Below are 19,588 nucleotides of genomic sequence, written 5' to 3'. Positions count from 1 at the left end.
CCTCGACGGGCTGGTCACGCTGAGCGCGTTGCGCTAGACACCTCCCGCTCCAAACGGAAGGTGTCTTATGCAGCGTGTCCAGCGTGCACTTCTCACCCTCATGTCGGCTCTCGCGATCACGGTGATCGGCGCAGTGCCGGCGTTCGTCTCCACCCCGGCATCGGCCCAGACCGCAGGAAAAACCATGACCACAGCTTCAGGCCTCGAGATCATCGACAGCGTCGTCGGCACCGGCGCCTCTCCAAAGTCCGGCCAGATCTGCGTGATGCACTACACCGGCTGGCTCTACGAGAACGGCAAGAAGGGCAAGAAATTCGACTCTTCCGTCGATCGCAACGAGCCGTTCGAGTTTCCGATCGGCAAGGGCCGCGTGATCGCCGGCTGGGACGAGGGCGTTGCCACCATGAAGGTCGGCGGCAAGCGCACGCTGATCATCCCGCCGCAGTTCGGCTACGGCGCGCGCGGCGCCGGCGGCGTCATCCCGCCGAATGCGACGCTGATGTTCGACGTGGAATTGCTCGGGGTGAAGTGACGGCAACGCCGTCATTCCGGGTTCGATGCTGCGCATCGCCCCGGAATGACGTGCAAACAAAAAGACCGGCCTCGCGGCCGGTCTTTTCGCTTTCGGCCTTGCTCGCCTCACTCTGTCGTGCGCTTGGCGTTCGCCGCGGCGCGATCGATCGCTTCCTTCGCGGCGTCCTTTGCATCGCCCATGGCCTGCTGGCCCTTGCCCTTGATCTCCTGCACGGTGCCTTCGCCCTTCATGCGATCGGAACCGGTGGCCTCGCCAATGCCCTGCTTGGCCTTGCCGATCGCCTCATTGGTGGCGCCCTTGATCTTGTCGGTCGTGCTACCCATGAAAAATCTCCTTCGATCTTGATCGCAAGGACAACGCTGGGCGCCTAAGAGCGTTCCGATTTTGGTATGGCTTGATGCCGCGGCTTTGGTTAGCTTGCCGCGCACGGAACCAACAGAAAGCAAGACCAATGACCGGCCATGACCATTCGCATTCCCACCATGCACACGATCACGACGATCGCTGGAAACATGATGGCGTGCGCGTCATTCCCGGCAACCAGCTCGATCCCAATGTTCCCTCGACGCCGGGCATGGACCGCAAGGCCGCGATCAATTTCGCGCGCGTCGGCGCACAGAAATTGTGGGCGGGCACGGTCAGCATCAAGCCCGATGCGAAGACCGGCGCGCATCATCACGGTCATCTCGAAAGCATCATCTTCGTCGTGAAAGGAAAGGCGCGCATGCGCTGGGGCGAGCATCTCCAGTTCACGGCAGAGGCCGGCCCCGGCGACTTCATCTACGTGCCACCTTACGTCCCGCACCAGGAGATCAACGCCAGCCCCGACGAGGTCCTGGAATGCGTGCTGGTGCGCAGCGACGGCGAGGCGGTCGCGATCAATCTCGACATCGAGCCGGTCGAGAAACCCGAAACCGTGCTGTGGATCGATCCGGTGCACCGCGATCCGAACGAGGCGAAGTGAACTGATCTCTCGCCACATCGTCATTGCGGGCCATCGGGCCGCGCTTCGCGCGGACCCGGTGGCTCGTAATGACGGAGGATTGGGCTGACGCCTTTCGCCACGTCTGCTAGGCTCGCCTCGAGCCCGCATCAAGACGCGGCGAGGGAGGTCAGTATGGCGAACCCCGATCATTCACTGCCGCGGCGAACCCTGATCAAGGGAGCCGGCATTCTCGGCGCGGCGCTGACAGGCGCGCTTCCTGCCCGCGCCGCCGATCAACCCGCCGACATCTGGTCCAGCGAATACTGGGCGAAGAAGGGCGACGTGCCCTTGTGGATGTACCGCAAGCGGTTAGGGGCGCCCAAAGCGGGCGAGGCGGCGCGGCCGGTCGTGGTGTTCGTGCACGGCTCATCCGTCACCTCGCGGGTGTTCGATCTCAGCGTGCCCGGCAAGGGCGAATACTCCACCATGAACGAGTTCGCCCGTTACGGCTTCGACTGTTGGACGCTGGACCACGAGAACTACGGCAAGTCGGGACGGACCTCCGGCAATTCCGACATCGCAAGCGGCGTTGCCGATCTGAAGGCCGCGGTGGAGGTGATCGCGCGCGAGACCGGGCAGAGAAAATTCCATTTCGTCGGGGAGTCCTCGGGTGCGTTGCGGGCCGGCGCTTACGCCATGGTCGCGCCTGACAGCATCGACCGGCTGGTTTTCGCGGCCTTCACCTACAAGGGCGAGGGCTCGCCGACGCTGACGAAGCGCGCCGAGCAGGTCGACTTTTACCGCACCCACAACATGCGCAAGCGCGACCGCGAGATGATCCGCTCGATCGCGACCCGCGACAAACCCGGAACCAGCGATCCCGCCGTGATGGATGTGCTCGCCGAAGTCGAGCTTCAGTTCGGCGACCAGATTCCGACCGGCACCTATCTCGACATGACGGCCAACCTGCCGGTGGTGGACCCGGAGAAGGTGCTCGCGCCGGTGCTCTTGGTGCGCGGCGAGTTCGACGGCATCGCGACCGTCGCCGACCTCGAGGCGTTCTACAACAAGCTGCCAAACGGCGACCGGCAGTTCGTCATCCTGCCGGGAACCGCGCATTCCGTGGTGCTGGCGATCAATCGGGCGCTGTTCTGGCACGCCACGCGGGCATTCCTGACGATGCCGACGCCGATCGCGACCTGACAAAAAAAGCATCGGGCCTGTCGGATCACCGGCCACTCCATCGTCCTCGGATCGGGACCCGCCCGAAAGAGGAGTTTTTGTCCATGTCCAAGGTTACACCCTGCCTGTGGTTCAACCGCGATGCCGAGGAAGCTGCAAATTTCTACGTTTCCCTGATGCCGGACTCGAAAATCCTGAAGGTCCAGCGTAACGCCGCCGACAATCCGTCCGGCAAGGAAGGCTCCGTGCTCGTCGTCGAGTTCACATTGGGCGGACAGCGCCTCGTTGCGCTGAATGGCGGGATGAAAATGGAGTACACCCACGCCCTTTCGCTGCAGATCGATTGTGAGGATCAGGCGCAGGTCGACAGCATCTGGGCAGCTGTCCTCGCTCATGGCGGCAGGGAAGAGCAGTGCGGCTGGCTCAGGGATCGTTGGGGCGTGGCCTGGCAAGTGGTGCCGAGGGCAATGTTCCAGTTTCTCGCAAGCTCCGACAGGGCCGCTGCCAAGCGCGCCATGCAGGCCATGATGAAAATGGTCAAGCTCGATGTCGAAGCGTTGCGCCAGGCCTATGACGGCAAGTCGGCGGCGTGACGGCGTGCGCGCGCCACGACAACGGATTGTAGGGTGGGCAAAAGGCGCGAAGCGCCGTGCCCACCATCTTCCCCGATTGCGACAGAAGCGGTGGGCACGCTTCGCTTTGCCCACCCTTGTATTAGCGCGCCGGATTACAATGGCCTGGTTCCGTGAGGAATGGCCCAGCCCGGGCGGCCACCCGAGCTGGGCCGCCGATCGATCGGATCGATGCCCACCGAAGCCTTGAGGGCTGCGTTTCGTAGCAAGATCGCGATCGGCACTTCATCGGGACCCGCATGGTTGAACGAACTTCAGGTTCGCATCACAAGGGAGGGTCGAGGAAGATGGCCAAGCGTATCACGATCTGTGCCGGGATCGATACCGGCAAGCGCAAACTTGACGTGGCAGTCGATGGCTGTTCGGAGCCGTTGCAGGTCGAGAACACACCGGAAGGCTACAAGGTGCTGGTGGAATGGTTGCAGCGCCGGAAGGTCAAACGGGTCGGGATCGAGGCGAGCGGGGGCTATGAGCGGGCGGTCGTCGCCGAGCTGCGACGCAAACGTTTTGTCGTCGTGGTCTTTCAGCCGGTCCAGGTGCGCGCCTTTGCCATGTTCCACCTGCAGCGGGCCAAGAATGACAAGATCGATGCAGCGCTGATTGCAGCCTGCACCGCCGCGGCCAAGAAGATCCACCCCGCTCCGGATCCTCGGCTGGGGCCCTTTGCCGAGCATCTGACAATGATCGAGCAGATCGGAGAGGATATTGCAAAGCTCAAAAACCGGTTGGAGAGCTGCCGCAACGCGCGTATCCAGAAGCTCTGGAAGGAGCAGATTGCTCTCTTGGCCAGGCACAAACGAGCCGAGTTCAAGGCTCTGGTGGCAGCGATCCGCAAGCATCGCGATCTCGCCGAACGGCTCGATCTGATCTACGGCGTCGCCGGCAGCGGCCTTCCGACTGCGGTTTCCATCCTGATCAGGATGCCCGAGATTGGCCAGGTCACGCGCGAGCAAGCCGCAGCCCTCGTCGGGCTTGCGCCTTACGACAACGACAGCGGCGATCACGTTGGCGTCCGTCACATCGAAGGCGGGCGCGAACGCTTGCGCCGGGCGCTCTACACCGCGGCTCTACCGGCATCATTCCGCTGGAATCCGCAGCTCATGGCCCTGTACAACCGGCTGATCGCCGCCGGCAAGGGCCACAAGCGCGCGCTCATCGCCTGTGCCAGGAAGCTGCTCGTCGTCATCAACGCCGTCGTCGCACGCGGAACGCCGTGGCTCGCCGAACCGCCCAAAATCGCGAGCGTGCCCGCCACCTGATCGCGTTTCTTTGTTCGGCCGAAGCACCGTTTCTTCGTCCCGACCTGCCCTCGCAAATGACGCCGCGCACAGCGGCCGTCAAGGCTGGCCGTCGTGCCGGCCTCGCCTCACATCCGCCGCTGCCAGGCCACGCCTTGACGGCCACGAGCACGGCGTCATCCTCCCGGCAATCGGACGTCGCTTTAATGGTTGCTACGGCACTGCCTCTGGAATGCTGGATGCCCCCGGTCAAGCCGGGGCGTGACAGCGGAGTTGGTGGCGCGCAACTACGCCGACAACGTCTTACATCTCAATAGTTGATCCGCAAGCCCACGCCGCCGTGGATGGTGTTGCCGACGGGTTGCGGGCCGAGCGTGCCGTTGGCGAAGAGGTCGACGATCCACCCTTGCGCGAAGCGGAAGCCGAGGCGGCCGCCATATTCGAACCAGCCTTGATTGCCCATGGTCGGCACCACCGTGCCGTTGCCGGTGACGGTGGCGACGATGCCGGAATGTGAGCCGAACGATTGCACCCAGCCGCCGTTGACGTTGGCCTCCACCGTGCTGCCGAACAAATGCGTCCATTGCCCGCCGAGCTTGACGAGGCTGGTCCGGTCGGTGCCACCCGCGATCGTCGCATCGAACGGGTTCAACGCGACGGTCGGATCGCTATAGCCGGACACCCGCTGCCACAACTGCCAGAACTCGACGGAGGCCGCGACCTCGTCGCGCGGCGACACCCGGCTCATCCAGCCGGCCCGGCCGTAGACGGCGTAGTTCGAGCTGTCGGTCGAGCCGGTGACAGTGACCGCGCCGAGGCTCGTCTGATAGTTGCGGGTGTAGCGCACCTTCTCCCAGGGCGTGAGCACCGTGCCGATGTCGAAGAACGGGCGTGACGAGCCCCAGTCGGTGAAATCGTAGCGCAGTGCAAAGGCGCCGATCGGCGCGCTGGTGACGTGGTAGCCGCCCTCATTGTATTGCGTGTAGGCGAGGCCCGCGAGCAGCGACAGGTTGCTGGTGAGCTCCTTGCGGCCATGGACGCCGGCGGAGAACGAGCCGGCCGAGCCGAACGCGCTGATGCAGTCGCTGCAATTGACCTGCTCGTTGACGCCGAGCAGTACCGATCCGAGCACCCGGTTGGTGATCATCTGGTTGAAGCGCTGGTTGGCGAGATCGCCGATCGAGCCGGCGCTGGAGTCGGCTCCGGTCGGCCCCGTGCCCGGACTGTTCGCGGTCGAGGTCGAGGTTGTCGTCGGTGTCGGTGTCGGTGATGGCGCGGGCGATGGCGACGGACTGGGCGTCGGCGAGGGACTGGAGGTCGGTGTGGGTGTCGGCGTCGGCGAGCATTCGGTGCACTGGGCCGCAGCCGGCTGCAACTGTGCCGCGAGCAGCACGAGCGACGTGACCGCGATCAACGCGGCCGAGAGAACGATGTTGCGAGTCCCGAGCTTCGCCATGGTCACCGCCCGCACAGCATGCCGTCGTCATGGACGGTGGGCGTGATGGTCGGCGCAGCGTCCGCATATTGGTTGACCGAGCACAGCCCGGGCGCAGCCGTGCAGGTCGCGGCAAAGGTCCAGGGCGGCGTGCTGGTCTTGCTGATCGTGGTCCGGCCGCCCGTCGAGGTGATGATCGCGGTGTCGCCCGGTTGCGTGAGCTGGATGCACTGGTAGCTCAGCGTGCAGACGCTGGCAGCACCCTCCTGCAGGACGACCACGGAGCGGCCGCGCTGGGAAAGGATGTCGAGCGTGGTGCCGCGCACGCCGATGGTCGCGAGCGGCGTCGTGATCTTGTAGGCGGCCTTCTCCGAATGTCCGGTTACGAAACGGAACGCGCCGGTGGTCATGCGGATCGCGACGTCGCGGTAGCTGTGCTCGTCGTTGAAGACGGTGCGGTCGAGCTTGAGCGTGGCGCCCGGTCCGAGCGACAGGTTGGTGCTGTCGGCCATGACGAAGCGCGCCGCGCTGTCGGCACCGGTGCGCACGGTCTCGTCGCGCAGCATGCTGTCGCCGACGTTGATCTGCGTCGCCGTCGCGGCGACCCGAACCACCTCGTTCTGGATCACAACGGCTTCGCCGACGCGCGTCTGCGCTTGTGCGGCGGAGGCCGCGCAAGAGAGAGCCGCAAGCAATGCAGGAAGAAGAACGCGAAGTCGCAAATTCATTTCGTAGCCGATCGATGTGTCCCGTATCGTACCGGATCGCGCTCGCCTGCGATGTGGTATAATTATCACAAGTAGCGCATCACGAGCGTCATGGTTAGTGACAGTTGCGGCAGAATGCGTTCAATGCGGTGAGCAAAGATATTTTTCTTCGCGGTGAAGCAGATTTGCCACGCAAAACATCCCCACAACGACAGCAGCAAGTGACTTCTACGCCGCCGATGTCGCGGAGCGCAGTGATCCCTGTCGTGATTTTCCTGGTGGCGCATCTCGTGCTTTTGGTCGGCGTCTCAACGCCGGACAAGTTCGTGTTCGACGAGGTGCATTACGTGCCGGCCGCGCGGCAGATGCTCGAACCGGTCATGCCGAAACCCGTGCTCAATCCGATGCATCCGCCGCTGGCAAAGGAGCTGATCGCGCTGTCGATCGCGACCTTCGGCGACAATTCGCTGGGCTGGCGCTATCCGGCGACGCTGTTCGGCGCGCTCGCGGTCGTCGCGGTCTATCTTTGCGGCCTCGCGCTGTTTTCGGCGGAGGGCCCCGCGATCGCGGCCGCGCTGATCGCCTTTTTCAACCAGATGCTGTTCGTGCAATCTCGCATTGCGATGCTCGACATCTTTGCGCTGGCCTTGGGCCTGCTGGCGTCAGCGGCCTTCATGCACGGCTTTCGGAGAGAGCGGCCGCACCGGTTGTTTGCGCTGGCCGGCGGATTGTTCGGTCTTGCCGCCGCCTGCAAATGGAGCGGCCTGTTTCCGCTCGCTGCCTGCATCGTCATCGTCGCGGCGATCCGCTTGATGCAGAGCTGGCGCACGCTGTTTGCCGACGCGAAGCCGACCGACTGGTATCGCCCCGATCTCTGGCCGGATTTCAGGGCGCAGCATTTCGCGCTCTGCTTCGTCCTGTTGCCGGCGGTATTCTATCTCGCCGCGTTCGTGCCGCTCTACGGACTATCGCCATCCGATCTGATCGAGGCCCAGCGGCGTATCTTCGCCGACAACACCACGACCGCGATCGCCGGCCACACCTATATGAGCTCGTGGCCGTCCTGGCCGTTTCTCGTGCGGCCGGTATGGTTCCTGTTCGACAAGATCGGCGACGACCGCATCTCCGCTGTCGTCTTCCTCGGCAATCCACTGGTGCTGTGGCCGGCGTTGCTCGCGCTGACGGTCGTGTTGCGCGACTTCATCGTCACGCGGCGCTGGGATGCGTTCCTCATCGCCGCATTCTATTTCGGCCCGTATCTCGCATGGGCGCTGCTGCCGCGCACGCTCGGTTTCATCTACTACTATCTGCCGGCCGCAACCGCGTCCTCGCTCGCACTGGTCTATGTGCTGCGACGTGGGAAACTTCCGCCTTGGGTGCTGTGGGTCTATGTCGCTATCGCGGCCATCGGCTTCGCCGTCATGCTGCCGATCTCCGCCGCCTTCGTCGGCACCTCGATGCTGACCTTCAATCGGCTGATGATCTTCCAGAACTGGATATGAGAATCGCCCGCCGCGGGCGCGGCGGGCGATTCTTCGAATTGGACGCCGCCATCACTTCGAGGCGGTCGTCTTGGTTTCCATGTTCACGACCTGGACGCGACGGTTCACCGGGTCGGCACCGTTCGCGGTGTCCTTCAACCTGGTCTTGCCATAGCCGACGGTGACGAGATCGCTGCCGTTGAGGCCGTAGTTCTGCACCAGATACTTCTTGATGGTGTCGGCGCGCCGTTCGGAGAGATCCTGGTTGAAGGGATCGCTGCCGATCGCGTCGGTATGGCCGGCGACGACGAAGGTCGAGCCCTTCAGCACCGGATCGGACAGCGCCTTGCCGAGTGCCTGCACCGACCCCATCGAGGTCTTGGCGATGTTGGCCGAGTTGTAGTCGAACTGGATCTCCAGATCGATCTTCGGCTTGCTCGCCGCGAGCTCGGCGATCTGATCCCGCTCGCCCGTCGAGAGCGAACGGGTCTGCCGGTTGCGCACGGTATTCAGGAAGCTCGCCTCCTTGGCCTGATCCGCGGTCTCAGTCTGCGGACCGGCGGACAGGCCGCGGGTCAGGGGCTTAGACTTCAGCGCATCCAGGATCTGGTTGGCGGTGACGTTGTTGTCGCCGGCGAGTGCCAGGCCGGCCGTCAGCGACAGCGCGGCGGAGATGGTAATCGCCTTCAATCCGAAAAACTTATCAAAAGGGGTCATCGTCGTAAGTCCTCGCTGTTACGCCTGATGGCGATTTGATGCTGCGAGCCTAGGCCAGGTTCAAACACCCAGATGTGATACGAGTCACATTCAGAAACGGCCTGCAGAAACGCCTTGATGTCCGGCCCCATTTTAGCGCCGGAGCCGGTCGGCATCCAATTGCTTGTTCGATTGCCGGCAGCGGCCTGCCACCAAGAGCGTTCGCGTCTGTTGTTCGGGAAGCATGACTGTCTCTTTGAGCTGGTGAGCCGTCGATCGATTGCCGTTTTTCGGCGCGTATCTTGCGAGGCGCATTGCGCTCGCTGGACTCCGCGCGCCAGCGGGTACATTCTCTCCGCATTGCTCGTCACCAGCCATTGTTGTCGCTGCGTCAGCAGCCTGAAAGATAGCCGTCGCAACGTCTTCCAGCTCGGTTCGAGCAGCGGAAATCCCCGAGTGATCCAGATCACAGTGCATTCTCGTGGACTGGATCAGATTGCTTCCATCGGATCGGCTTGAGTCGATCCGAGGGCAGCGAGGAAGTTTGGATCAGGGGAGAATGATCATGCGCTTCTTGATCGCAGCAATTTCGATCGCAGCATTTCTCGTCAGCGGCAACGCAGCCTTGGCCGACAAGCGCGTCGCCTTCGTGGTCGGCAACTCCGCCTACAAGAATGTCCCGCAGCTCCCCAACCCGGCGATCGATTCCAAGGCGATGGCCAGGGTGCTGCGCAATGTCGGCTTCGATGTCGTCGAGGGCTCCAACCTCACCCGCGACGCCATGACGGCAAAGCTCCTGGAGTTCGGCAAGAAAAGCGAAGGCGCCGATGTCGCCGTGTTCTTCTATGCCGGCCATGGCATTGCCGTGAACGGCGTCAACTACCTGTTGCCGATCGACGCCGACCTGAAATCCGAGATGGACGTCAAGCTGGGCGCGGCGATCAACGTCGACATCACGCTCGATCAGACCATGGCGGACGCCAAGGTGAAGCTCGTGTTCCTGGACGCCTGCCGTGATAACCCGTTTGCAGCAAAGATTCGTTCGGCCAAGGCAACGCGCTCGGTCAATGTGCAGACCGGCCTTGCTGAAATGAAGTCGGGCGAGGGTACGCTGATCGCCTTTGCCACCGGCCCTGGCCAAACTGCCCTTGATGGCGAGGCCGGCACCAACAGCCCATTCACCCGCGCGCTCGTGGCCAACATTGCCCAGCCCGGCCTCGAGATCCAGCAGGCGATGACCAAGGTCCGCGCCCAGGTCAGCGACGAGACCAATAAAGGGCAATTGCCCTGGGGCCACACCAACCTCACCGGCAACGTCTATCTCAATCCGGTTGGCGTGCCCGCTGCTGCCGCGAGCGATGCCTCGAACGCGTCGGCATCGGCTTCGACCAAGCAGGGCTCCGACGTCGAGGTCGAGTTCTGGCGCTCGATCAAGGATTCCAACAAGGTGGAAGAGCTCAACGCCTATCTGACCAACTATCCGAACGGCACGTTCAAAGCGATTGCCCTCGCTCGCATTGCGGCTTTGCAGGACGGTCCGTCGAACACCACGCGCAACCTGACGGCCGGGGTCGATCCTGCGACCTTTACCGAGGAAGCCAACCAGGTCTCCGAAGACCAGATCGGTCTCGACAAAGGTCAGCGCCGCGACGTTCAGCGCCGTCTCACCGGGCTCGGTTTTGACGTCAAGGCGACCGGCAAGTTCGATGACGAGACCCGCTCTGTGATCAAGCGCTGGCAGTCGGCACGTGGCTATCCCGCCACCGGCTACCTCAACAAGCTGCAGCACAAGGCGCTGCTGTCGGAGATTGTCTCGACCCGTTCCGCCTCCTCAGAGTCGGCGGACGAAGAGCCAGCGCGCCGGCGCTCGTCCGGTGGCGGTGGCCGACGCTATTATGGGAGTGGCGGCGGTGGCGGTGGCGGCCCGATGGGCGGCCCCGGCGGCCTCTTCGGCGGCATGATGGGCGGATTGTTCGGTCGCCGCTGATACGCAAACAGGCGAAGCAGAGGCGGCCCGATCCGGGCCGCCTCTTCGTTTCGGCAACCCTTGCTCGACCATGGTCGCAAAGCCGTCGCCGCGCGGCCCGCCTGCGAACAAGAAATTGGCCAGATGGGCGCCTAGCAAATGCCTTCACCCCAGAAGACGCGTTAGCCAGCCAAAGGGAGCCGGTTCCGACCAGTGCCAAGGCCGAGTGAGTATCCGTTCTATCGTGGCGGCCCGCCGGATCGGACGACTTCGCAGAGTACTATGCCCATCTATATCGGCGCAGCGATGATCGCGCTCGCGATCCTGCTGTCGACATTGGTCACGGGTCTCACCAATCGCTATGTCGGCCTGGAAGGCGCGACCGAAGACAATATGTGGCTGGTCGACCGCCTGACCGGCAGCGTCTATCGCTGCCAGGCGACCGACCGCGGCAAGGCCGCCTGCGAGCCTGATATCGCGACCGGCAGCCTTGGCGACCGCGCCAAGGGATTGAAGCGCAGCCCTTGAGCCGGCCGGCTCTTTGCACTGCAGCAATGAAATTGTCTTCTCCGCGAAACGCTCCTCGCGGACAATACGTAATTGCGAAGGCCGGCATGACGCCGGTTTCGTTTTACTTGAGGAGACTTTTCGATGAAGACTTTGCTGACGGCCGCCGCTTTTGTCGCACTCGCGCTTTCGCCCGCTTCGGCGAAGATGATGACCTGCACGGGCGCCAATATGGGCGCCACGCTGACGACGGTGGCTGCCATGCCCGATAGCTCGGCCAAGATGGGCATGAGCAAGGAAATGGCGATGGCCAACACCGACATGAGCAACGGCAAGATGCCCAGCGCCTGCAAGCACTACATGAAGGCGCAGATGATGAAGTAGTGTAGGCCTTCGTACTGATTCCGGCCGCGTTGTCAGCAGGTGGCAGCGCGGCTTTTTCTTTGCTGTTGTTCTTTGCCTTCTTGCGAATCCCGCTACATTGCCGCTCGCAATGTCCCGTACCCCCAAGCCACTCGCGCTTCACACGTCACAGGCACGGCAGATCTGGCTGCACGCGCAGCGGCTCGACACACGCGAGCCCTTTGGCGCGGGCGCGCAAGCGGTCGCCGATGCGATTACCCATCTCGGCTACGTGCAGATTGATACCATCAACGTCATCGAGCGCTGCCATCACCACATTCTCTACAGCCGCATCCCGTCCTATCGCCGCGCCGACCTTCGCCATGCCCAGAGCGTCGACAGAAGCGTGTTCGAATATTGGACGCACGCGCTGTCCTACGTGCCGACGAACGACTTTCGTTTCTTCCTGCCGGCGATGCGCGGGCACCGGCGCGACGGACACAAATGGTTCGCTTCGGTGACCCCGGCCGACATGCGCAAGGTGATGCGGCTGGTGCGGGCCGGCCCGCTGACGATCCGCGACATCGAGGACGATGTCCTCGCGGAGAAGGAGCATCTGTGGCAGAGTCGCAAGCCTTCGAAGCGGGCGTTGCAACTCGCCTTCTACACCGGCGTCGTCACGATCAGCGAACGCCAGGGTATGCTCAAAACTTATGAGCTGATGACGCGCCATTTCGGCTGGGACAAGCTGCCGAAGCCGGCCTCTGCGAAGGACGGTACGACCTACCTGCTCGACCGCGCGCTGCGGTCGCAAGGGCTCGTGAGCCTCGATTCGATCTGCCATCTCGACGCGCCGAGCAAGCAGGCGGTTGCGCGCCTGATCGCATCACGGGTCCGACGCGGCGAGCTCGTGCCGCTCGCCTTGGAAGGCGCGGGCAAGCAGGAGCATTGGGCGGCGCCGTCAGCGCTGGAGCCGGGCGAGGGCGCGCCGATCGATCTCGTGCACATCCTCTCGCCGTTCGATCCCCTGATCATCCAGCGCAAGCGCACCAACCTCATCTTCGACTACAACCATCTGTTCGAGGCTTATGTGCCGAAGGCCAGGCGCAAGCTCGGCTATTTCGCGCTACCGGTGCTCGTCGGTGACGAGATCGTGGCCGCGCTGGATCTCAAGGCCGACCGGCAGAGCAAGAAACTCCTGATGCAGAAATGGACCTGGGTCGGCAACGGCAAAAAGACCGCCGGCCGCAAGGAGCTGAAGCGCAGGATCGAGGACGAGCTCGATCGTTTCGAGCGCTTTCAATTGGCGGAGGAGGATGCGACTTCGTAGCCAGCGTAGGGTGGGTTAGCGAAGCGTAACCCACCACTTCAGTTTCCGCGTGGATGAACCGCGGTGGGTTACGCCTTCGGCTAACCCACCCTACGCAGCGCAACGAGGCGGTCGATCCAGGCGCCGAACACGATTCCGATCGCGTAGGCCACGATATTCCACAGCGAAAAGATCCGCCCCAGGAGCAGCGCACCGGCGGTCGTCAGGCGGAACGCATCGAGCCAGGGCGTATGCACCAGCCGGGACAGTTCGACGACGATCGCGATCGCCGCCGCAATGCCCGCAATCTGTGGCCGCGTCAGGTGTGGCAGCAGGGCTCCGACCAGGAAGAACACCATGGTCGCCCATAGCAGCGAGCCGCCATACTTCACGACGAAGGCGGAGAGCCCAAGCGGAAAGCCGTACCAGCGCAAGGCGAGGCCGCAGGCGATCACGACGAGGGCGAGGGCGGCGCGGACCAGCGATGCCTGCGGCGGCGCAACAGGGGTGGTCGATTGCGTTCCGTGCATTGCTCGCTCCATTGACTCTTTCGCCGCGATGCTCAAAACCGCCTTCAGACCTAAGAAAAGCAACAACCAGGGGGACGCCATGAGCCAGACCACCACCACCATTGCCGGTTCCGCAGGCAAAGCCAAGAACCCGAATAAGAGCGCGATCGAGACCTCGACCATCCGCGCCATCTCTTGGCGCCTGATTCCATTCCTGGTGCTGGCCTACTTCTTTTCCTATCTCGACCGCGTCAATCTCGGCTTCGCCGCGCTGACCATGAATGCGGAATTGAAGTTCACGCCGCTGATCTTCTCCTGGGGCGCCGGCATCTTCTTCATCGGCTATTTCATCTTCGAGGTGCCGAGCAACCTGGCGCTGGAGAGATTCGGCGCGAGCCGCTGGATCGCCCGCATCATGGTGACCTGGGGCATCATCTCGGCGCTGATGGCGCTGGTGAGCGGCGTCACCAGCTTCTACGTCCTGCGCTTCCTGCTCGGCGTCGCCGAAGCCGGCTTCTTCCCCGGCATCATCCTTTATCTCACCTATTGGTACCCGGCCGAATATCGCGCGCGCTTCCTCGCGGCCTTTGCCATCGCAGTGCCGGTCTCGACCGTGATCGGCGCGCCGATCTCGGGCCTGCTGCTCGGGCTTGACGGCGTGCTCGGCTTGCAGGGCTGGCAGTGGCTCTTCATCATCGAGGGCGTGCCGTCGGTTCTGCTCGGCATCGTCACCTGGTTCTATCTCACGGACAAGCCGGAGAAGGCGGACTGGCTGTCGGCCGAGCAGAAGGCCTGGCTCAAGGCCAGGCTTGATTCGGAGATCGCGGCCAAGCAGGCGGTGAAGCACCTCTCGCTCGGCGAAGCCTTGTCGTCGCCGAAGGTGATTACGCTGAGCCTGATCTACTTCGGCTTCGTCGGCGCGCTCTACGGCATGCAGTTCTGGCTGCCGCAGATCGTGAAGGCCTTTGGCCTCACCAACGCGCAGACCGGCTTCGTCACCGCGATCCCGTATTTGTTCGGCACCATCGCCATGATCCTGTGGGCGCGGCATTCCGACGCCACGCGCGAGCGCGTGATGCATGTCGGCGCGCCGCTGCTCCTCACCGCCGTCGCGCTCGCCGTCTCCTCCTATCTCACCGATCCCACCCTGACGATGGTGGCGCTGACGGTGGCCGCGATCGGCGTGTTCTGCTGCTTCGGCGTGTTCTGGACCCTGCCGACCGCATGGCTCTCCGGCACGGCCGCCGCGGGCGGCATCGCGCTGATCAACTCGATCGGCAATCTCGCCAGCTTCGGCGGCCCCTATCTGATCGGCTGGGTCAAGGAAGCCACCGGCCAGACCTCGACCGGCCTCCTGGTCCTTGCCATCCTGCCCCTGATCGCCGGCGTCCTGGTCTTCGTCGGCGGTCACGAGAGCGAGCACGAGTTCGCTGAAGAGGGGCGGTGAGGGTTGCCGTCATTCCGGGGCGCGCGGAGCGCGAACCCGGAATCTCGGGAGTCCGGGTTCGGCGCTGCGCATCGACCCGGAATGACTTCCCCATCTAGATTCACCCTGGCTTTCGCCAGGGCGACGGGAAGGGGCTCCTTACCATCCCTTAACGCTCACGTTTTTCTGATGACTGACGATTATTGACTTTTATCAGTGATTAGTCGACATTCCTCCAGAACACAGCCGCAGGAGTGTCCGATGTTCGTCCGGTCGATTTTGTCGAGCTATTCCAAGCTCTTGGCAGGTGCTTCGCTGGCTCTGATGGCGGTCGCGCTGGCCGGATGCAATGACACCGTGGCGCAAAAAGCCGAGCCGCCGCGGCCGGTTCTGGTCGCAACCGCCCATTACGAGGCCGATACGCCGGAGCGCAGCTTCGTCGGCACCATCAGGCCCCGGATCGAGAGCGACCTCGGTTTCCGGGTCGCCGGCAAGGTGGCCAAGCGCCTGGTTGAGGTCGGCCAGACCGTCGAGGAGGGCCAGCCGCTCGCGACCCTCGATGAAGTCGATCTGAAGCTCCAGGCCGAGCAGGCCGTGGCCGAGCAGACCGCCGCGACCGGCGTGCTGGCCCAGGCCGCTGCCGCCGAGCAGCGCGCCAAGGATCTGAAGGCCAAGGGCTGGACCACCGACGCGCAGATGGATTCGAGCCGCGCCGCCGCCGACGAGGCCCGCGCGCGGTTGAATCGCGCCGAGCGCTCGGTCGAGTTGACCAAGAATTCCCTTTCCTACGCGACGCTCAACGCCGACGCCCGCGGCGTCGTCACCGCAACGCTGATCGAGCCCGGCCAGGTGGTCGCCGCGGGCCAGGCTTCGATCCGCGTCGCCCGCTTTGCCGAGAAGGAAGCGGTCGTCGCGATCCCTGAGACGCTGGTCGGACGCGCCAAGTCGGGCGTCGCCAGCGTCACTCTTTGGTCGGAGCCCAACAAGAAATACGCCGCCAAGCTGCGCGAGATCGCGCCTGCCGCCGATCCCGCCACGCGCACTTATCTTGCAAAATTCTCACTGCCGGAAGCCGACGACAAGGTCGCGCTGGGCATGACCGCGACACTGACGCTGTCGGACGCCGCGAGCGAGCGCGTCGCGCGACTGCCGCTGTCGGCGCTGTTCAACGAAGGCGGCAAGCCTTCCTTCTATGTCGTCGACGACAACGGCACGGTGGCGCTGAAGCCGGTCACGGTGAAATCCTACGAGAGCAACGACGTCGTCATCACCAGTGGCGTGGAAGAGGGTGCGAAGATCGTCGCGCTCGGCGTGCAAAAGCTCGATCCGAACCAGAAGGTCCGGATCGTGTCCTCGCTATCGTTCTAGTTACACGGTTCGTCATTGCGAGGTGAGTTTCGGCCGTCGCGCAAATGCGATGGAAGAAGCGGCGAAGTGATCCGGAACCTGCCCAGCCCCCTGGATCGCTTCGCTACCTCGCAATGACGGGTTTAACAGGGTTGGTTGTTTTGTTCTTGGCAATTGGGTCACCTCTGGAGAGAGTGCGATGAAGCGCTTCAACCTTTCCGCCTGGGCCGTCAGCCATCCGACGCTGGTGCTGTTCCTGATGATCGTGCTTGGCGCCGCCGGGTTCTTTTCCTATCAGAAGCTCGGGCGCGCCGAAGATCCGTTCTTCACCGTGAAGGTGGTCAACGTCTCCGTGATCTGGCCGGGCGCCACCGCGCAGGAGATGCAGGCCCAGGTCGCCGACCCCATCGAGAAGAAGCTCCAGGAGCTTCCCTATTTCGAGAAGGTGCAGACCTACTCGAAGCCAGCCTTCACCGCGATGCAGGTGACCTTCCGCGACAGCACGCCGCCGAAGGACGTACCGTATCTCTTCTATCTCCTGCGCAAGAAGCTGGTCGACGTGCAGGGCCAGTTGCCCTCGGGCATTCTCGGACCCGTCGTCAACGACGAGTTCTCCGACGTCGATTCCATTCTCTACATGATGACCGGCGACGGCGCCGACTATGCGCAGCTCAAGAAGACCGCCGAAGGTTTCCGTCAGCGCCTCCTTAAGGTTCCCGGCGTGACCAAGGTCGACGTCTACGGCACGCAGGACGAGCGCGTCTATGTCGAGTTCTCGCATGCGAAACTCGCGACCCTCGGCGTCACGCCGCAGGCGCTGTTCGATTCGCTCGCCAAGCAGAACAACGTGACCCCCGCCGGCACGGTCGAAACCTCCTCGCAGCGCGTGCCGCTGCGCGTCACCGGCGCGCTCGACGGCGCCAAGGCCGTTGCCGAAACCCCCGTCGAGAGCAACGGCCGCGTCTTCCGCCTCGGCGACATCGCGACCGTCACGCATGGTTACGTCGATCCGCCGAGCTTCATGGTGCGCCAGGAAGGCAAGCCCGCGATCGGCATCGGCGTGGTCACCGCCAAGGGCGCCAACATCCTCGAGCTCGGCAAGAACGTCGAAAAGGCGACCGGCGAATTCATGAAGGCGGTGCCGCAGGGCATCGACGTCGGGCTGATTGCCGACCAGCCCAACGTGGTCGAGCACGCCGTGGGCGAGTTCGTGCACTCTTTCGTGGAAGCGCTCGCGATCGTGCTGTTCGTGTCCTTTGTCGCGCTCGGCTGGCGCACCGGCATCGTGGTCGCGCTGTCCGTGCCGCTGGTGCTCGGCATCGTCTTCATCGTCATGAACTCGATGTCGCTCGACCTGCACCGCATCTCGCTCGGTGCGCTGATCATCGCGCTCGGCCTGCTCGTTGACGACGCCATCATCGCGGTCGAGATGATGGTGGTGAAGATGGAGCAGGGCTGGGACCGCATCCGCGCGGCGTCCTTTGCCTGGGAATCGACTGCGTTTCCGATGCTGACGGGAACGCTGGTCACGGCCGCTGGCTTCCTCCCCATCGGCTTTGCCAATTCGGCGGTCGGCGAATATGCCGGCAGCATCTTCTGGATCGTGGCGATCGCGCTGGTCGCCTCATGGTTCGTTGCGGTGATCTTCACGCCCTACATCGGTGTCAAGCTGCTCCCCAACATCAAGCTGCACCACAACCACGATCCGCACGCGGTCTATGAGACGCGGATGTATCGCGGCCTTCGCGCCATCGTGCAGTGGTGCGTCAACCACCGCATCACGGTGGTGGTCGCGACCGTCGGCGTCTTCGTCGCCTCGATCGTCGGCTTTGGTCACGTCCAGCAGCAGTTCTTCCCGCTCTCAGAGCGGCCCGAGCTGTTCCTCCAGCTCCGCCTGCCGGAAGGCACGGCCTTCAACGTCACCGAAAAGGCGGTGAAGGACGCCGAGAAGCTGTTGAAGGACGACAAGGACATCGCGACCTACACGGCCTATGTCGGGCAGGGCTCGCCGCGCTTCTGGCTCGGCCTCAATCCGCAACTGCCGAACGAGGCCTTTGCCGAGATCGTCATCGTCGCCAAGGGTGTCGAGGCGCGCGAGCGTATCAAGGCGAAGCTCGAGAACGCCGTTGCCGACGGTGCGCTCAACGAAGCCCGCGTCCGCGTCGACCGCTTCAATTTCGGCCCGCCGGTCGGCTTCCCCGTGCAGTTCCGCGTGATCGGCCCCGATCCCAACAAGGTGCGCGAGATCGCTTACCAGGTGCGCGACGTCATGCGGCAGAACAAGAACGTCAAGGACGTCCAGCTCGACTGGAACGAGCAGTCGCCGTACCTCAAGCTCGTCGTCGATCAGGACCGTGCGCGTGCGATGGGACTCACCCCGCAGGAGGTCTCGCAGTCGCTCGCGATGCTGATCTCCGGTGCGCAGGTGACGACCGTGCGCGACGGCATCGAGAAGGTCGGCGTGGTCGCCCGTGCGATCCCGTCCGAGCGGCTCGACCTCGCCCATGTCGGCGATCTCACCATCACCTCGCGCAATGGCGTCGCCGTTCCGCTCCAGCAGATCGCCAAGATCGAGTATTCCCACGAGGAGCCGATCCTGTGGCGGCGCAACCGCGACATGGCGATCACCGTGCGCTCCGACGTCGTCGACGGCGTGCAGGCGCCCGACGTCACCAGCCAGATCGCGCCGAAGCTGCAACAGATCAAGGACTACCTCGAGCCGGCCTACCGCATCGAGCCGGGCGGCGCATTCGAGGAATCCGCCAAGGGCAATGCCTCGATCTTCATCCTCTTCCCGGTGATGGTCATGGTGATGCTGACGCTTCTGATGATCCAGCTTCAGAGCTTCTCGCGCCTGATCCTGGTGTTCCTCACCGCGCCGCTGGGCATCGTCGGTGCGTCCCTCGGGCTCAATGTCGCCAACCAGCCGTTCGGCTTCGTGGCACTGCTCGGCCTGATCGCGCTTGCCGGCATGATCATGCGCAACGCGGTCATCCTGGTCGACCAGATCGAGACAGACGTCTCCCATGGCCTGACCCGGCGTGAGGCGATCGTGGAGGCGACCGTCCGCCGCGCCCGTCCGGTGGTGCTCACCGCGCTCGCTGCGATCCTCGCCATGATCCCGCTGTCGCGCTCGGCGTTCTGGGGCCCGATGGCGATCACCATCATGGGCGGCTTGTTCGTTGCGACCTTCCTGACGCTCCTGTATCTGCCGGGCCTCTATGCCCTCTGGTTCCGCAAGAGCCTGGACGAGGCTGGAACGGCCGAGCAGCCGGAAGTTGCACCGCAACATGGTAGCGATGCCGAGCCCGCATTTCCGCTTGCTGAGGCCGCTGAATAGATGAAGAGTGA

General features: G+C 63.7%; 19 protein-coding genes. 13 read left to right on the top strand and 6 right to left on the bottom strand.

The annotated features are described in order from the left end of the window. The first annotated feature begins 67 nt into the window (after positions 1-67). Positions 68-532 carry an FKBP-type peptidyl-prolyl cis-trans isomerase gene (locus NLM33_RS17360; RefSeq protein WP_254097292.1) on the top strand — a complete coding sequence of 155 codons (465 nt, stop codon included), beginning with the start codon at positions 68-70 and terminating at the stop codon, positions 530-532. 107 nt (positions 533-639) lie between these two features. Here the strand turns inward: NLM33_RS17360 and NLM33_RS17355 are convergent, their stop codons facing one another. Further along, positions 640-858, bottom strand: a complete 219-nt coding sequence (locus NLM33_RS17355) for a CsbD family protein (RefSeq protein ID WP_254097290.1) — start codon at positions 856-858, stop codon at positions 640-642. 128 nt (positions 859-986) lie between these two features. Between NLM33_RS17355 and NLM33_RS17350 the strand changes: the two genes are divergently transcribed. The 4 genes from NLM33_RS17350 to NLM33_RS17335 all read left to right on the top strand — a co-directional run bounded on the left by NLM33_RS17350 (position 987) and on the right by NLM33_RS17335 (position 4,533). Then, a complete protein-coding gene (locus tag NLM33_RS17350; RefSeq protein ID WP_254097288.1) occupies positions 987-1,499 on the top strand; it encodes a cupin domain-containing protein in 513 nt (170 codons plus the stop codon). A gap of 153 nt (positions 1,500-1,652) precedes the next feature. Then, complete coding sequence (locus NLM33_RS17345; RefSeq protein WP_254097286.1) at positions 1,653-2,663, top strand: alpha/beta hydrolase; 1,011 nt, start codon at positions 1,653-1,655, stop codon at positions 2,661-2,663. An 83-nt stretch (positions 2,664-2,746) separates the two neighbouring features. Beyond that, a complete protein-coding gene (locus NLM33_RS17340; protein ID WP_254097284.1) occupies positions 2,747-3,235 on the top strand; it encodes a VOC family protein in 489 nt (162 codons plus the stop codon). A 326-nt stretch (positions 3,236-3,561) separates the two neighbouring features. After that, entirely contained in the window at positions 3,562-4,533 is a 972-nt protein-coding gene (locus tag NLM33_RS17335; protein ID WP_254095913.1) for an IS110 family transposase, read from the top strand. A 289-nt stretch (positions 4,534-4,822) separates the two neighbouring features. On the opposite strand, the gene NLM33_RS17330 is transcribed toward NLM33_RS17335, so the two are convergent. Continuing rightward, entirely contained in the window at positions 4,823-5,968 is a 1,146-nt protein-coding gene (locus NLM33_RS17330; RefSeq protein WP_254097282.1) for a hypothetical protein, read from the bottom strand. A 2-nt stretch (positions 5,969-5,970) separates the two neighbouring features. Next, positions 5,971-6,675 carry a FecR domain-containing protein gene (locus NLM33_RS17325; RefSeq protein ID WP_254097280.1) on the bottom strand — a complete coding sequence of 235 codons (705 nt, stop codon included), beginning with the start codon at positions 6,673-6,675 and terminating at the stop codon, positions 5,971-5,973. A gap of 218 nt (positions 6,676-6,893) precedes the next feature. Between NLM33_RS17325 and NLM33_RS17320 the strand changes: the two genes are divergently transcribed. Further along, the gene (locus NLM33_RS17320; protein ID WP_254105820.1) at positions 6,894-8,156 is read left to right on the top strand and encodes a phospholipid carrier-dependent glycosyltransferase; all 1,263 of its coding nucleotides are present in this window, start codon (positions 6,894-6,896) and stop codon (positions 8,154-8,156) included. Positions 8,157-8,207: 51 nt separating this feature from the next. On the opposite strand, the gene NLM33_RS17315 is transcribed toward NLM33_RS17320, so the two are convergent. Continuing rightward, complete coding sequence (locus tag NLM33_RS17315; RefSeq protein WP_254097278.1) at positions 8,208-8,852, bottom strand: OmpA family protein; 645 nt, start codon at positions 8,850-8,852, stop codon at positions 8,208-8,210. Continuing rightward, positions 8,849-9,301 (bottom strand): hypothetical protein, encoded by a 453-nt coding sequence (locus tag NLM33_RS17310; protein ID WP_254097276.1) that lies wholly within the window; start codon positions 9,299-9,301, stop codon positions 8,849-8,851. Before NLM33_RS17310 ends, NLM33_RS17315 begins: the two co-directional genes overlap by 4 nt. A 95-nt stretch (positions 9,302-9,396) precedes the next feature. Between NLM33_RS17310 and NLM33_RS17305 the strand changes: the two genes are divergently transcribed. The 4 genes from NLM33_RS17305 (at position 9,397) to NLM33_RS17290 (ending at position 12,976) form a co-directional block, all read left to right on the top strand. Beyond that, positions 9,397-10,818, top strand: a complete 1,422-nt coding sequence (locus NLM33_RS17305; RefSeq protein ID WP_254097274.1) for a caspase family protein — start codon at positions 9,397-9,399, stop codon at positions 10,816-10,818. 261 nt (positions 10,819-11,079) lie between these two features. Next, positions 11,080-11,325 carry a hypothetical protein gene (locus tag NLM33_RS17300; protein ID WP_254097272.1) on the top strand — a complete coding sequence of 82 codons (246 nt, stop codon included), beginning with the start codon at positions 11,080-11,082 and terminating at the stop codon, positions 11,323-11,325. 123 nt (positions 11,326-11,448) lie between these two features. Continuing rightward, positions 11,449-11,688 (top strand): hypothetical protein, encoded by a 240-nt coding sequence (locus NLM33_RS17295; protein ID WP_254097270.1) that lies wholly within the window; start codon positions 11,449-11,451, stop codon positions 11,686-11,688. Positions 11,689-11,797: 109 nt separating this feature from the next. Then, the gene (locus NLM33_RS17290) at positions 11,798-12,976 is read left to right on the top strand and encodes a winged helix-turn-helix domain-containing protein (RefSeq protein ID WP_254097268.1); all 1,179 of its coding nucleotides are present in this window, start codon (positions 11,798-11,800) and stop codon (positions 12,974-12,976) included. Positions 12,977-13,056: 80 nt separating this feature from the next. Here the strand turns inward: NLM33_RS17290 and NLM33_RS17285 are convergent, their stop codons facing one another. Next, positions 13,057-13,485 (bottom strand): DUF2809 domain-containing protein, encoded by a 429-nt coding sequence (locus NLM33_RS17285; RefSeq protein ID WP_254097266.1) that lies wholly within the window; start codon positions 13,483-13,485, stop codon positions 13,057-13,059. Between the two features lie 79 nt (positions 13,486-13,564). On the opposite strand from NLM33_RS17285, the gene NLM33_RS17280 reads away from it, so the two are divergent. The 3 genes from NLM33_RS17280 (at position 13,565) to NLM33_RS17270 (ending at position 19,577) form a co-directional block, all read left to right on the top strand. Continuing rightward, entirely contained in the window at positions 13,565-14,911 is a 1,347-nt protein-coding gene (locus NLM33_RS17280; protein WP_254097264.1) for an MFS transporter, read from the top strand. Between the two features lie 240 nt (positions 14,912-15,151). Beyond that, a complete protein-coding gene (locus tag NLM33_RS17275; protein ID WP_254097262.1) occupies positions 15,152-16,258 on the top strand; it encodes an efflux RND transporter periplasmic adaptor subunit in 1,107 nt (368 codons plus the stop codon). A gap of 178 nt (positions 16,259-16,436) precedes the next feature. Continuing rightward, positions 16,437-19,577, top strand: a complete 3,141-nt coding sequence (locus tag NLM33_RS17270; RefSeq protein ID WP_254097260.1) for an efflux RND transporter permease subunit — start codon at positions 16,437-16,439, stop codon at positions 19,575-19,577. Positions 19,578-19,588: the final 11 nt, after the last annotated feature.

Source organism: Bradyrhizobium sp. CCGUVB1N3 (genome assembly GCF_024199925.1).
GTDB lineage: Bacteria > Pseudomonadota > Alphaproteobacteria > Rhizobiales > Xanthobacteraceae > Bradyrhizobium.
The sequence above is the reverse complement of the archived record's forward strand: the minus strand, read 5'-3'. Positions and strand labels throughout refer to the sequence as shown.